The following is a 14,146-nucleotide window of genomic DNA, read 5'->3' on the forward strand; positions in this document are numbered from 1 at the left end:
GGGCCGGCCCCGCGGCCGGGTCTTCCTGGCGCCGACCGCGAGGGGCTGGCGGAAAACGTAGGACTCGGTGAATCCACGGTGACAGGTCGTTTAACAGCGGTCGCGGGATCGGCGTCGCAAAACTGTTTATGAGATCGACATCCATTGACACTTCGATAATGGTTAGGCAAACTGTCTAACCATTCGAGCTCTGGAGGTCAGATGAAGCGATACGCAAGGGGCCTCGCCCTCACGGCAGGTCTGGCTCTCGTGGCGGCGCTGTCGCCGGCGACGCCCAGCGCGGCGGCCGCCACCCGCTACGAAGCCGAGGGCGCGACCGTGTCGCAGGGCGTGGTCGAGGCCAACCACCTCAACTACTCCGGCAGCGGGTTCGTCAATGGGGACAACGTCGTGGGGAGCTATACCGAGTGGACGGTGACCGCCGCGAGCGCGGGCACGGCCGCCCTGACGATCCGCTACTCCAACGGCACCACGACCGGCCGACCGGCCGACATCGCCGTCAACGGCACGGTGATCGCGGCGGCGTCGGCGTTCGGCAGCACGACGAACTGGGACACCTGGGCGAACAAATCGGTGACGGCCGCCCTCACCGCCGGGACGAACACCGTACGCGTTACCGCGACGACTGCGAACGGGACGGCCAACCTCGACTACCTCGACGTCGACATCACCGCAGCGGCGACCGACTACCAGGCCGAGAACGCCCTGCTCGCGCAAGCCGCGGTGGCCACCAATCACACCGGCTACACCGGCACCGGCTTCGTGGACTACACCAACGTCGTCGGGTCCTACGTGGAATGGACGGTGACCGCCGCCACCGCGGGAAGCCAGACCCTCACCTTCCGGTACGCCAACGGCACCACCGTCGACCGGCCGATGGACATCGCCGTCAACGGCGCGGTCGTCGCGGCCGGCGTGTCCTTCCCCGCCACGACGAACTGGGACACCTGGACCACCAAGACGATCACCGCGTCGCTCGTGGCCGGCGCCAACACCGTCCGGGCCACGGCCACCACCGCCAACGGCGGTCCCAACGTCGACGTGCTCAGCGTGACCGGAGGCGGCGGCGGTGGGGACACCCAGGCGCCGACCGCGCCGGGCAACCTGCGCTCGACCGGGGTCACGTCGTCCAGTGTGAGCCTGGCCTGGGACGCGTCCACCGACAACGTGGGCGTCACCGGCTACGACGTGTACCGGGGCGGCGTACTCGCCACGACCGTCACGGGCACCACGGCGACCGTCGGCGGGCTGGCGGCGTCGACGGCGTACACGTTCACCGTCAAGGCCCACGACGCGGCGGGCAACAGCTCGGCCGCCTCGAACTCCGTGAGCGCCACCACGAGCGGCAGCTCCGGCGGACCGGCGGTGCCGTTCGGCAGCCACCTGTTCGCGTACGCCGCGGGCATGCTCAAGCCGAGCGGGTCGCAGGCCGCCCTCGACCAGGCCGTGGTCAGCGTGTACACCAAGTGGAAGGCGAACTTCGTCAAGCAGAACTGCGGCAACGGCTGGTACGAGACGATCTCTCCGGACGCCGACCACCCGTACGTCGCCGAGGGCCAGGGCTACGGCATGGTGATCACCGCGACGATGGCCGGAGCCGACGCCAACGCCAAGACGATCTTCGACGGCATGGTGAAGTACGTGCTGGCCCACCCATCGGTGAACAACGCCGACCTCCTCGCGGCCGAGCAGGACACCAGCTGCAAGAGCGTCAACGGCTCCGACTCGGCGACCGACGGCGACATGGACGTGGCGTACGCGCTCCTGCTGGCCGACAAGCAGTGGGGCAGCGCCGGAACCTACAACTACAAGCAGCTGGCGATCAAGCGGATCAACGCCATCAAGGCCAGCGAGATCAACCCGACGACGAACCTGCTGAAGCTGGGCGACTGGAGCAGTTGCTGCGACGCGCTGTACTACACGACGCGCCCGTCCGACCACATGATCGACCACATGCGGGCGTTCCGGACGGCGACCGGCGACACGGCATGGGACACCATCCGCAGCGCCCACCAGACGCTCATCACCAACCTCCAGAACCAGTACGCCCCCAGCACCGGCCTGCTGCCGGACTTCGTGATCACCACGAACACGACGCCGAAGCCGCCGACCGGTGAGGTTCTGGAAGGCCCGAACGACGGCAAGTACTACTGGAACTCCTGCCGTACGCCGTGGCGCATCGGCGCGGACGCCGTCACGAGCGGCAACTCCGCCTCGCTGGCCTCGGCCCGGAAGCTGAACACCTGGATCAAGTCCAAGACGGGCGGCAACCCGGCCGGCATCGTGGACGGCTACTCGCTGAGCGGGGGCAACCTCGACTCCGGCAACGACGCCTGCTTCTACGCGCCGTTCGCGGTCGCCGCGATGACCGACACCGGCAGCCAGGCATGGCTGGACGCGCTGTGGAACCACATGGTGTCGCGGTCGTTCGGCAGCACCGAGTACTACAACATGTCGGTCCAGTTGCAGGTGATGATCGTGGTCTCCGGCAACTACTGGGTGCCGTAGCCCGCAGATACGCGAAGGGGCCGGTGTGCGAGCGTCGGCCCCTTCGCAAGTGCCTCATCTGCTCGCAGTCAGCGGAACGAGGACAGCGCCGTCCGCGCCGCCGCGTAGTCGGCGAGGACTTCCCGGACGGGGGAGAGGACGTGCGAACCGGCGACCGTCGCTATCGAAGCGCGGAGCCGTGCGTACGCCCGCCTTCCCTTGCGCCGCGCGGCGATCCGGACGATCGGGCGTACCACCAGCGCTAGCACGAGGCCGACGAGCAAACCCGCGCCGAGCAGGAAGGTCGGCAGCGGAACCCGGCCCACGTCCGGCATCGGGATCTCCGGCAGCGCCAGCGCGAACATGACGTACCGGACGAGCAGCCAGAGAAGCCCGGCGACGACGGCCAGCGCGCCGATCCACTGCAGTACGCCGAACAGCCGCCACCACGCCGGATTGCGGCCCACCTTCAGATCGGTACGCGCGACGGCCACGTCCAGCGCGTCCGGCAGATCATCCATGCGCCCCCGCGCCGCCGTACGCAACGCGTCCTGCCATGGTGCGGCGAGCCCGCGTCCGGCGTCGTCGGCGATCTGGCGGACGGCCAAGGCCGCTTCGGCCTGCGCCGCCGGGGCGGCCGGTCCGATGGACGTCGCCCCGATGGTGGAGCCGGCGCCGGAAGGAGACGAGCCGACTCGTAGCCGCTGCAACGGGTCCGGCCGGAATCGCCGGATCCACCGCGCGAAGGGCCACCCCGTCGCCTTCCGCGCCCGATGCACGTACGCCTGCTCGGTCGCCGACGCGACCAGCGGCACACCCGCGGCGTGGGCGAGCGCGTCCACCAACGACTTCTCCGAACCCCGATCCAGGTCGGGCGCGGGCGCGGCGACGAGTGGGGTCAGCTGCGCCGACACCGTGGTGACGTCGGCGTCCAACCGGCGCAGCACGGCTTCCCGCCGACGGACCGCGGCGCTCAACCGGGACACCAGGGGGTCGAGCCCCGGCGGCCCGACCGCCGACGTGGCGACCACCGGTACGCCGGCCAGCCCGTCGGCGGCCAGCAGACCGTCTAGATCGGACAGACATTCGCGGAGGTCTCCCGGCGACAGCAGATCCGCCTGGTGCAACGCGACGACGGTCACGTCCCTGTGTGCGGCGAACTGTTCCAGGTACTGCCGGTGGACCACCTTGTCGGCGTACTTCTGCGGGTGCAGCACCCAGACGATCAGGTCCACCACGGCGAGGAGCCGATCGACCTCCACCCGGTGCGACGCCTCGACGGAGTCGTAGTCCGGCAGGTCGAGCAGGACCAGCCCGGACAGCTCCCCGGCCGGGACGGCGTACCGCTTGCCGACGTCGAGCCAGTCCAGCAGCTCCTCCGCGCCGGAACCCCAGACGCAGGCGTACGTCTCGCCGGTGGTGGGGCGGCGTCGCCCGGCGGGGGAGAGGTCCACCCCGGCGAGCCGGTTGAACAGGGTGGACTTGCCGCTGCCGGTCGCACCGGCCAACGCCACGACGGTATGCGCCCGCGACAACGCCAGCCGTTCACCGGCCCAGTCCACCACGGCCTGGGCCGGGGCGAGATCGTCCGCCGACAGGTACGGCGACGTCGTCTCGACGAACTGGCGGAGCGCGCCGACCCGGTCGGCCACGGAGTCCAGGTTCACCGGGCCTCCCGAACCGCCGCCGCGCAGGCTCGCAGGGTCGGCCCCGCCGATCGGTCGACCCCGGAATCGTCGAGCACGGCCCGGAATCGGCCGGCCTCCTCGTCGAGCAGGGCGTCGACCCGGTCCAGCAAATCCTTGCGCGCCTTGGCCGCCAGCTGCCGAACGGCCTGGTCGCCGAAGATCGCCTCGAGCACCTTCTGCGCCGCGATCGTCGTACCGGCGCCGACGGCGATCTCCGCACCGGTCGGGATGAACGCCGTCGCGGCGAAGACGCTGATCATCACCACGAGGCCCAACCCGTTCACGGCGTACGCCCCGGCTCGGGCGACGGCGATGCGATTCCCGGATTCCACCCGCACGAGTTCCAGCACCGAGCGCTGCCAATCGCGTACCAGTCGATCCAGCCGAAGGCTGAGATCCGCCGACGGAGCCGCCAGCTCGGCGTGGGACTTGAGCAGCGCGGACCCGGCCGGATGGGCCCGCCAGGCGGCCGCCGCCTGCTCGGCCGCGTCGGCCGCCGCCCCTCGCACGAACGTGACCACCCCCGACTCCAGCGCGCTTTGCAACTGGTCTGCCGGGCGTGGGCCGCCGGTGACGGTGTCGACGAGCCGATCGCGCCAGCGGGCGACGCGGGCCTGGAGCCCCCGCATGAACTCGCCCGCGCCGACCAGCTCCTGCCAGCGCGCGAGCACTTCGCCGCGCAGCAGGGCGCCGTCGCGGATGCCGCGCTCGACCGCCTTCCCGGCTTCCTCGTAGGCCGACCGGGCCGAGGTCTCCAGCGTCTCCGCCGCCTCGACCTGAGCGTCCGCGGCGGTAGCGAGCGTGCCGACGGTCGGATCAAGTGCCGCCACCGCACCGTCCACGGTCTGCCGGACCACCGCCGCCCGGTCGGCCGCCGACCGGGCCAGCGAATCGAGCCAGCCGCGCAGCTCCGCGATCACCGGCTCGGGCAGCAGCCGACGTTCGTCCACTGTGGTCTCCGGTACGACGAACAGCCGGGCGTCGCCGAAGCCGTTCTCGCCGAGCATCTCGGTCAGATGCGGGGTCACCTCGCTGTCGGCGTCAGCGGGCAACCGGTCCAAGACCATCGCGATCGCGGTGCCGCGTGCTCGGGCCGCGCGCAACAGCTCCCATGGGACGGCGTCCGCGTAGCGCGTCGCGGTGGTCACGAACAGCCAGAGGTCCGCGGCGGCCAGCAGGCGCTCGGCCAGCGCGCGATTGCTCTCCACCACCGAGTCGATGTCCGGAGCGTCCAGCAACGCCAGGCCCGCGGTCAGCCGCTCGCTCGGGACGATCCGCAGGCCGCCGTCGCCCGAAGTGGTACGCCCAAGGCCGGGCAGCAGATGCGCCTCGGTGAACCAGGCGGCGTCGTCGGGATGGCAGACGAGGACGGGATCGCGAGTGGTCGGCCGGCGGGCTCCGGCGGGGCTGACCGGCTCCCGGACGATGCTGTTGACCAACGTGGACTTGCCCGCGCCGGTCGAACCGCCGACGACGACCAGCAACGGCGCGTCGAGCCGGGCCAGCCGGGGCAGCAGATAGTCGTCGAGCTGCGCCCGGGTGGTATCGGCCAGCCGGGCCGAGTCCGCCGCGTCGGGCAGGCCGAGCGGGTACCGCGCCGCCGCGAGCGCGTCGCGCAATGCCCCCAACGCCTCCGCCAGCCTCATGGTCTCCTCTATACCCTTCTCCTGCCCCGCCCGCCCCCGATCCTGCCGCCCCCGATCCTGCCGATCATGAACTTATGTTCGTGCTCGACCGGCGTGTCGCGTCCGCAGCACCCTGATCAACTCCCCGGCGGCATGATCGACATCACTTGCCTCCCAGTCTAGGGAGATCTACAGTGTCGGAGTATCTAGTCAATGACAAGATTCCTGACAACATGGAGGCGCAATGGACCACCTCGTGCTCAGTGACGCCAGCCGGATCGTGGCCGGCATCCTCCTCCTCTCGATCGTGACCATCGAGTTCGGCGGCTGGTTCATGACCAAGATCGTGCGGGGTCAGGTGCCGATGACCGACTTCCAGAAGGCGTTCGCCCGGGCCGGGCACGCGCACGCGGGCGTACTGGTGACGCTGGGGCTGATCGCTCAGGTGCTCGCCGACGCGACGACCTTCGACGGCGCCGTCGGCCGGCTCGTGCGGCTACTCATCCCGGCCGCCGCCATCCTCATGTCCGGCGGCTTCTTCGCCGCCTCGGCCGGGCGTAACGTCACCCAGCCGACCAAGGCCATCGTCATCCTGTGGCTCGGCGCGGCCAGCCTCGCCGCCGGTGCGCTGACCCTCGGGATCGGACTGCTCACCGCCTGAGCCACGTCGCCCAGCCGGTCGAGGTTTTACGGCAGATCATGGATGCGCCGGGAACCTCGGCCGGTTTTGGCATGCGCATCCGTGATCTACCGCCGACGGGGTTGGTTAGAGTGTCGGCTGACCCCTCGCGGAAGGATCGACCGTGCCCCCGACGGTCAAGCGGACTCTGGCGGCGGTGCTTTCTCCCGTCGCCGCGATCGTCCTGGCTCTCGCGCCCGCCACGCCGGCCGCGGCCGAGCCGGACGAGGCGCACAATCAGCAGCTCATCCAGAACCTGGAGGCTGCCGCTCGCGGCTACCTGGAAGCCCAGGACGCGCTGGAGAAATCACAGGCCCGCCAGGTCGTCCTGCGCCGGGAACTGCAACAGGCGACCGCCCAGCTCGCGCCGCTGCGTAAGCAGGTAGGCGCGATCGCGGCAGCGGCGTACACGACCGGGCGGCTCAGCGGCTTCGCGGCGATGCTCGGTGCAGGCACCTCCGAGGACTTCTTCACTCGCGCCACGATGCTGGAGGAGATCACCCTCCGGCAGGATCAGGCGCTCGGCCGGTTGCTGCGGCTGGAGGAGAAGGCTCGTACCGGCAAGGCGGCGATCGACGCCGAGGCGGCGCTCCAGACCGCCCAGGTCGCCGAGATGAAGAAGCGGATGAAGGCGGCCGAGCAGGTCTTGCTCAAGGTGGGCGGGAAGTCGATCCATGGCTGGCTCGACCCGAACTCGCCCGCGGCGATCCCCGCGCCCCGCAATGCGGACGGCAGTTGGCCGAAGGAGAACTGCTCGGTCAAGGACCCGACCAAGACCGGCGGTTGTCTGACGCCTCGGCTGCTGCACGCGTACGAGCAGGCGCGGGCCAACGACTACACGCGGTACACAAAGTGCTGGCGTACGCAGTCGTCGGGTGAGCATCCCAAGGGGCGCGCCTGTGACTTCTCCTCGGCTCGGGCGACCTTCTCCACCTCGGACGCGTCCGGCGACGACAGACGATACGGTGATCGACTCGCCTCGTTCTTCATCAAGAACTCCCGGGCGCTCGGGGTACTGTACGTAATCTGGTACCGCAAGATCTGGTTCCCCGGACTGGGCTGGCGCAGCTACAGCGGATGCTGCGGAGCGGCGGCCGAACACACGAATCACGTGCACCTGTCCGTGTACTGATACCTCCTGGGGGTATGCTGGCCCGCATGAGCGGCAGCGTCAGCCAGATGCGAGCACAGCGGTCGGGACCGCTGCTGCTTCTGCTGCTGCTCCTCGCGGCCGGCATCGCCGGTATGCACACCCTCGGCCACGCCACCCACGGCCCCTCCCACGCACCCATGAGCGTCATGGCCGCCGACCACGCTGCGTCAGGCGTGTCGGCCGGTTGGGAAGGCGGGTCCGGGCGACACGGTCCGATGACCGACCCGACCGTGATGTGCCTGGCCATCCTCGGCGGTGTGGCGCTCCTCGCTGTCGCGCTGCTGCTGCGCTTCCAGCGCTCGACCGCGTCCGGCGTACGCCCGCCGCAACCGGCTGCCCGGGAAAGCGGCCGGGGTCCGCCGCGTACGCCGGTCGGTCTTCTCCTCGCCGACCTCTCGGTATTGCGGAACTAGGACGCCCGGTTCGCCCAGCGTCCGGAATGTCCGTCCACAGAGGAGAAAACTTCATGAACCGCATCGTCAGCCGAGCGCTCCTGCTCGGCCTCGTACCCGTGGCCGCCGTCGCGCTGAGCGCGTGCAACGACTCCGATGACACCGGCATGCCCGGGATGAACCACGGCGGCACGTCGTCCGCGTCCGCTCCGGCCTCGGGTACGGCGAACGCCGCCGACGTCGAGTTCGCGCAGATGATGATCGTCCACCACCAGCAGGCCGTCGAGATGGCGAAGCTCGCGGAGACGCGGGCTGCCGACGCCGAGGTGAAGACGCTCGCCGCCCAGATCAAGGGAGCGCAGCAGCCGGAGATCGACAAGATGACCGGCTGGCTCGCCGCCTGGGGCCGCTCGACCGCCGCCCCGATGGGCCACGACATGCAGAGCATGCCCGGCCTCATGAGCGACGGTGAGATGAAGCAGCTCGCCGCCGCGCAGGGCAACGCCTTCGACAAGAAGTTCGCCCAGCTGATGATCGCCCACCACAACGGGGCCATCGAGATGGCGAACAGCGTCCTGGCCAACGGGGCCGATCCGCAGGTGAAGGCGCTCGCCCAGGCGATCGTCTCGGCCCAGACCGCCGAGGTCGCGCAGCTGCAGAAGATCGTCAGCCGGCTCTGACACACCCCGCCCCGGGCGGGAGTACGCGTACGCCTGCCCGGGGCGGCATCGCACGAGGGAACCTGACATGACCACCCAGCACCACCACGAGCACGGCCAGCCCGCGCCCGCCGTCGCCGAGATCGCACTGACCGCTTGCTTCTGCGGCACCGAGCTGGCACACCTGGAACACGACCTGCGGAGCCGGCCCGGCGTCACGTCCGTCCACATCGACCGGACCAGGTCGGTGGCGCATGTCGGCTTCGATCCGGCACAGACCGACCGGGCGCAGGTGGAGGCGTTCCTTCGCCAGGCGGGCTACGACTGCACCTGCCGGGACTGCGCGGACTCCACCTGCCAGCACGGCCACCCAGCCGCCGGCCACGACGACGAGCACGCAGCCCACGACACCCACGCGACCCCTGAAGAGCACGTCCATGCGGCCTCTGAAGAGCACGCCCACGCGGCCCCTATAGAGCACGAGCACGCTGCCCGGCAGGAGCACGCGGGCCACGACATGTCCCAGATGGGCGCCGAGCATGCGGGCCATGACGGCCATGAGGGGCACGACGAGCACGCGGGGCACGGCGCCGACATGGTCGCGGACATGTTCCGCCGCTTCCTGATCAGCGCGGTCCTGACCATCCCGATCATTCTGTATTCGCCGATCGGCGAGACGTTCGGCTTCACGGCTCACCCGCCGTTCGGGCTGTCGATGGCCTGGTTCGGGCTGATCCTGGCGACCCCGGTGGTGTGGTGGGGCGGCTGGCCGTTCATCTCGGCGGCGGCCCGGTCGCTGCGCCGTGGCGAGGTCACCATGATGACCCTCATCGCGACCGGCATCGGAGTGGCGTACCTGTATTCGGTCGGGGCGACGCTGCTCGGCGAGGAGGAGGACGTCTTCTTCGAGGCCGCAGCGATGCTGACCACGCTCAGCCTGATCGGGCATTGGCTGGAGATGCGGTCGCGCTACGCGACCGGTCGCGCGGTCGAGGCGCTGCTCAGTCTCGCGCCGCCGACCGCTCGCGTCCGCCGGCATGGCGAGGAGCAGGAGGTATCGCTCGACCAGGTGGTGACGGGGGACGAGATCGTCGTCCGCCCGGGCGAGAAGGTCCCGGTCGACGGTGAGGTCCTCGACGGCTCTAGTTACGTCGACGAATCGATGATCACCGGCGAGCCCGTGCCGGTCGCCAAGCAGGTCGGGACGAAGGTCGTCGGCGGCACGATCAACACGACCGGCGCATTCACCTTCCGCGCGACGGCCGTGGGGGCGGACACCGCGCTGGCGCGGATCGTCCAGATGGTCCGCAACGCGCAGGCCTCCAAGGCCCCGGCCCAGCGGCTCGCCGACACCGCCGGCAAATACCTGGTCTACGTCGCGCTCGGGGCGGGCGCGCTCACCTTCCTCGGCTGGGCGGTCTTCGGTTCGCACGGCATCGGCTTCGCGGTCACGGCCGCCGTCTCGGCCGTCGTCATCGCCTGTCCCGATGCCCTCGCGCTGGCCACCCCCACCGCGATCACCGTCGGGGTCGGCCAAGGGGCGCGCGGCGGCGTCCTCTTCAAGAACGCCACGGCGCTTGAGGCCACGGCCGGTGTCACGACCGCGGTCTTCGACAAGACGGGTACGCTCACCGCCGGAACGCCGTCCGTGACGGACGTCGTGGCGCTGGACGGCGTCGACGAAGGCGACCTGCTGAGGCTGGCCGCGTCGGCGGATCAGCCGTCGCAGCACCCGCTCGCCGAGGCGATCGTGGCCGCCGCCCGAGATCGCGGCTCGGCGGTGAACCCGCCCCAGGACTTCGACTCCGTACCGGGGCACGGAGTCGTGGCCACTGTGGATGGTCGTCGGGTGCTGATCGGCAACGCCCGCCTGCTGGAACGGGAGCAGGTCCCCCTGGCCGCACTGCCGGATCGGGCCGCCCTCCTGGCCGCCGACGGCAAGACCGCCATGTACGTCGCGGTCGACGGTGCGCCATGGGGACTGATCGCGGTCGCCGACAAGGTACGCGACTCCGCGAAGGCGGCGATCGGCGCGCTCCACGACGACGGGGTCAAGACCGTCATGCTCACCGGCGACCAGACGCGTACGGCCGAGGCGGTCGCCCGCCAGGTCGGGGTGGACCGCGTCCTCGCCGAGGTGTTGCCGGAGGACAAGGCGGCCAACATCACCCGGCTGCAGGGCGACGGCGCGAAGGTGGCCATGGTCGGCGACGGCGTCAACGACGCGCCGGCCCTGGCGCAGGCCGACGTCGGCATCGCGATCGGGGCCGGCACCGACGTCGCCGTGGAGACCGCCGACGTCGTGCTCGTTCGCGACGACCCCGCCGACGTCGCGTACGCACTCCAGGTGGCGCGCGCTGTGCGTACGAAGATCAAGCAGAACCTGTTCTGGGCGGCGATCTACAACCTGCTCGCCATCCCCATCGCGGCCGGGGTCCTCTATCCGAGTCTGGGCGTCCTGCTGCGTCCCGAGTGGGCGGCGTTGCTGATGAGCGCGTCGACCATCATCGTGACGGTCAACGCGCTCCTGCTCCGGCGGCTGCGCCCCCGGCGTACCGCTGCCGCTTAGTCGGCCGAGGACCGCCGGGGCGCGAGCCGCAGCCGGACCTTGGTGATGGCCCGGCCGGTGACCTCGACGACCTCGGCGGAGAACCCGGGCGCCTTCACGATGTCGCCGGGCTTGTCCGGAATCCGGCCCAGCCGGTCGAGGATCAGCCCGGCGACGGTGGTGTAGTCGATGTCGCCGAGGCGCTCGATGTCGATGCCGAGGTCGGGCAGATCGTGGATGGGGAACGCGCCCGGCAGCAGCAGTACGCCGTCCGCCTCGGTCACGACCTCTTCGATGTCGCGGTCGGTCTCGTCGTAGATCTCGCCGACGACCTCCTCGACGAGGTCCTCCATCGTGATGATGCCGTCGATGGCGCCGCGCTCGTCGACGATGAGGGCGAACTGCTCGCGCTGCTGACGGAACTGCCGCATGGCGTCGGACACCGACAGGGTCTCCGGCATCAACACCGCCGGCCGTACGCGGTCCGCCGCGGACTGCGTACGGTCGCCGCCCAGCAGATCCCGCAGGTGGACGACGCCGAGGACGTCGTCGAGCCCGTCCGGGCCGACGACCGGCGCACGGGTGTGCCCGGACTCGGCCAGCCGGGCGAGGGCCTCGTCGACGCTCAGCGCGACGGGCAACGTCGTGACGTCCCGGCGGGGCACGAGGATCTCGCGGACCATCCGCTCGGTGATCTCGAACGCGCCGGAGATGATCTCCCGCTGCTGCGGCGTGAAGCCCCGCTGCGCCACCACCAGTTCGCGGATCTCCTCGGCGCTGATCTCTTCGCGCGCCGCCCGGGGATCGCCGCCGGTCAGGGCCACGATGAGGTCGGTCGACTTGCCGAGCAGCCACACCACCGGACGGGAGGCGACGGCCATCCAGTCCAGCGGGCGAGCGGCGATCAGCGCCCAGCTCTCGGCCCGCTGCATCGCGATCCGCTTGGGGGCGAGTTCGCCGAGGACCAGCGTGACGAAGGTCAGCACGATCGTCACGACCACGATGGAGACCGGTTCGGCCGCGGTGCCCAGGAACGACAACGGCTCCACCAACGGCTTGGCCAGCGATACGGCGGCCGCCGCGGAGGCGAGGAACCCGGCCAGCGTGATGCCGATCTGGATGGTGGCCAGGAAGCGGTTCGGGTCACGCGACAGCCGGGCGAGCACCCGCCCGCCCCGCGAGGAGCGCTCCAGCCGCTGAATCTGGCTCTCCCGCAGCGAGATGAGTGCCATCTCACTGCCCGAGAGGGCCCCGTTGACCAGTACGAGAATCAGGACAAGCACCACTTGGGTGCCGTATCCGCCCACGGTCTGAGCTCACTCCTTCACGCGTAGTGGCCACCACCGTACCTTGGTCGCTCACGTTCCGGCTGCGACGGTGAACGAGAAACCGCGTGAGAAACATTCGGCCGCCCGGGCAACCACCCGGGCGGCCGAACCGTGGAAGGACCGTGACGGATCGAAACGCAACCAGCCGAGCCGACCAGGCGTACGCAGACTTCGTCGAAGTCGCCTGGCCCCGGCATCTGCGGCTGGCTCTGCTGCTGACCGGCGATCGATGGCAGGCGGAGGAACTGCTCCAGGACAGCCTGGTGCGGATCTACGAGCGGTGGCGGCGGCTGTCGCGAACCGACGACCTCCACGCGTACCTGCGCAAGGTGCTGGTGAACAACCACACCTCGATCTGGCGCCGGCGCCGCCGGGAAAACCTCGTGCACGAAGTCCCCGACCGGCCCGGGCCGTCGGACGACTTCTCCGCGGAAGCTCTGGCGGTACGCGACGCGCTGCGGTCGCTGCCACCGAAGCAGCGCGCGGTGGTGGTGCTGCGGCACTACGAGGATCTGCCCGAACGGGAGATCGCCCGGGTGCTCGGCTGTTCGCCGGGCACCGTCAAGAGCCAGCACTCCAAGGCGCTGGCCAAGCTCCGTCACGTGATGTCCGAACCGGTGAGAAGTAGGTGACTCATATGCAAGAAGAGCAGCTCGGGGACCGGCTGCACGAACTGGCCGAGGTCCCGCCGTCGGCCGCGCCGACCGGGCGGTTGCTGGAGCGGGGCCGTCGCGCCCGGCACCGGCGAGCCGCGGTGACCAGCGCGTCGCTGGCGGCGGTCGTCGCCCTCGGCGTCGTCGGAGTGGCCGCCGCCACCAGCGGTACGCCTGACCGTCCCGCCGCGACGGCGAGCGCCGCCGATCCGCGGCTGGAGCTGGTGGCCGCCGTGACGAAGAGCGAGAACATCAGCTATCGGCTGCGGCTGACCACCGCCACCCCGTCGGGTCAGTCCCTCATGACCTACGAGGGCGCGTTCGACCCGCGGACCGCCACCGGATACGTCCGGGCCCCGCAGGACGACTCGATCATGGTCGAGCTGCTGATCGACGGCACCCGATACATGGGTGCGGAGCGGCCGCAGAGCCCGCTGCCGGCCGACAAAGGGCCGGGGGAGAAGTACGGCCGGTACGGCCAGTACCCGGGCAAGTTCGACCACCTGTCCATCTACGGTGACGCGGACACCGTCGTGGGTGCGGCCGCACCCGACCCGGCCGCGCTGTTCAAGGCGCTGAAGGCCCTCGACGCGACGGTGACCCGGAAGCCGGACGGCTCGGTCCACTTCGAGTACGCCGAGCAGTCCGACAAGGGGCTGACCACCACCAGCACCGCCGGTGACGTCACCTTCGACGCCGACGGCCGGGTGGCGAAGATCGCCATGACCTTCCAGTGGCAGACCACCGTCAAGGGCAAGCTCCAGAGCGGCACGGTCGTGTCGACCCTGCAGCTGTCCGACTACGGCCTCTCGGTGCAGGTCAAGCGGCCGACCGACGTCGTGCCCGCCACCTGACCCACCTCCACCACGCCCGCCGGTCGGCTACGGATCACCCCGTAGCCGGTCGGCGGGCCGCTCCGTGGTGGGTTCCGTAG

11 protein-coding genes are annotated in these 14,146 nt (G+C 70.4%); 8 read left to right on the top strand and 3 right to left on the bottom strand.

What is annotated here, in order from left to right; all coding sequences use genetic code 11:
- Nucleotides 1–201: 201 nt before the first annotated feature.
- Nucleotides 202–2,508, top strand: coding sequence for a glycosyl hydrolase family 8 (locus tag HDA40_RS28165; protein WP_253760819.1), 2,307 nt, complete (start codon nt 202–204; stop codon nt 2,506–2,508).
- 68 nt (nt 2,509–2,576) lie between these two features.
- Here HDA40_RS28165 and HDA40_RS28170 read toward each other — a convergent pair whose 3' ends face one another.
- Both HDA40_RS28170 and HDA40_RS28175 read right to left on the bottom strand, forming a co-directional pair.
- Entirely contained in the window at nt 2,577–4,154 is a 1,578-nt protein-coding gene (locus HDA40_RS28170; protein ID WP_253760820.1) for a GTPase family protein, read from the bottom strand.
- Nucleotides 4,151–5,821, bottom strand: a complete 1,671-nt coding sequence (locus HDA40_RS28175; protein WP_253760821.1) for a GTPase — start codon at nt 5,819–5,821, stop codon at nt 4,151–4,153. The genes HDA40_RS28170 and HDA40_RS28175 overlap by 4 nt, the downstream gene beginning before the upstream one ends.
- Nucleotides 5,822–6,044: 223 nt before the next feature.
- Here HDA40_RS28175 and HDA40_RS28180 point away from each other — a divergent pair, with 223 nt between their 5' ends.
- The 5 genes from HDA40_RS28180 to HDA40_RS28200 all read left to right on the top strand — a co-directional run bounded on the left by HDA40_RS28180 (nt 6,045) and on the right by HDA40_RS28200 (nt 11,252).
- Nucleotides 6,045–6,461: a hypothetical protein gene (locus tag HDA40_RS28180; protein ID WP_253760822.1), complete on the top strand. Its 417-nt coding sequence runs from the start codon at nt 6,045–6,047 to the stop codon at nt 6,459–6,461.
- A gap of 142 nt (nt 6,462–6,603) precedes the next feature.
- Nucleotides 6,604–7,611, top strand: coding sequence for a coiled-coil domain-containing protein (locus tag HDA40_RS28185; protein WP_253760823.1), 1,008 nt, complete (start codon nt 6,604–6,606; stop codon nt 7,609–7,611).
- Between the two features lie 26 nt (nt 7,612–7,637).
- Nucleotides 7,638–8,045 carry a DUF6153 family protein gene (locus tag HDA40_RS28190; RefSeq protein WP_253760824.1) on the top strand — a complete coding sequence of 136 codons (408 nt, stop codon included), beginning with the start codon at nt 7,638–7,640 and terminating at the stop codon, nt 8,043–8,045.
- 53 nt (nt 8,046–8,098) lie between these two features.
- Complete coding sequence (locus tag HDA40_RS28195; protein WP_253760825.1) at nt 8,099–8,704, top strand: DUF305 domain-containing protein; 606 nt, start codon at nt 8,099–8,101, stop codon at nt 8,702–8,704.
- A gap of 67 nt (nt 8,705–8,771) precedes the next feature.
- The gene (locus HDA40_RS28200; protein WP_253760826.1) at nt 8,772–11,252 is read left to right on the top strand and encodes a heavy metal translocating P-type ATPase; all 2,481 of its coding nucleotides are present in this window, start codon (nt 8,772–8,774) and stop codon (nt 11,250–11,252) included.
- Here the strand turns inward: HDA40_RS28200 and HDA40_RS28205 are convergent.
- A complete protein-coding gene (locus HDA40_RS28205; RefSeq protein WP_253760827.1) occupies nt 11,249–12,538 on the bottom strand; it encodes a hemolysin family protein in 1,290 nt (429 codons plus the stop codon). The genes HDA40_RS28200 and HDA40_RS28205 overlap by 4 nt on opposite strands.
- A 143-nt stretch (nt 12,539–12,681) precedes the next feature.
- On the opposite strand from HDA40_RS28205, the gene HDA40_RS28210 reads away from it, so the two are divergent.
- Both HDA40_RS28210 and HDA40_RS28215 read left to right on the top strand, forming a co-directional pair.
- Nucleotides 12,682–13,191, top strand: a complete 510-nt coding sequence (locus HDA40_RS28210) for a SigE family RNA polymerase sigma factor (RefSeq protein ID WP_253760828.1) — start codon at nt 12,682–12,684, stop codon at nt 13,189–13,191.
- 5 nt (nt 13,192–13,196) lie between these two features.
- Entirely contained in the window at nt 13,197–14,066 is an 870-nt protein-coding gene (locus tag HDA40_RS28215) for a hypothetical protein (RefSeq protein ID WP_253760829.1), read from the top strand.
- The last annotated feature ends 80 nt before the right edge of the window (nt 14,067–14,146 follow it).

It is taken from the genome of Hamadaea flava, assembly GCF_024172085.1.
GTDB classification, from domain to species: Bacteria; Actinomycetota; Actinomycetes; order Mycobacteriales; family Micromonosporaceae; genus Hamadaea; species Hamadaea flava.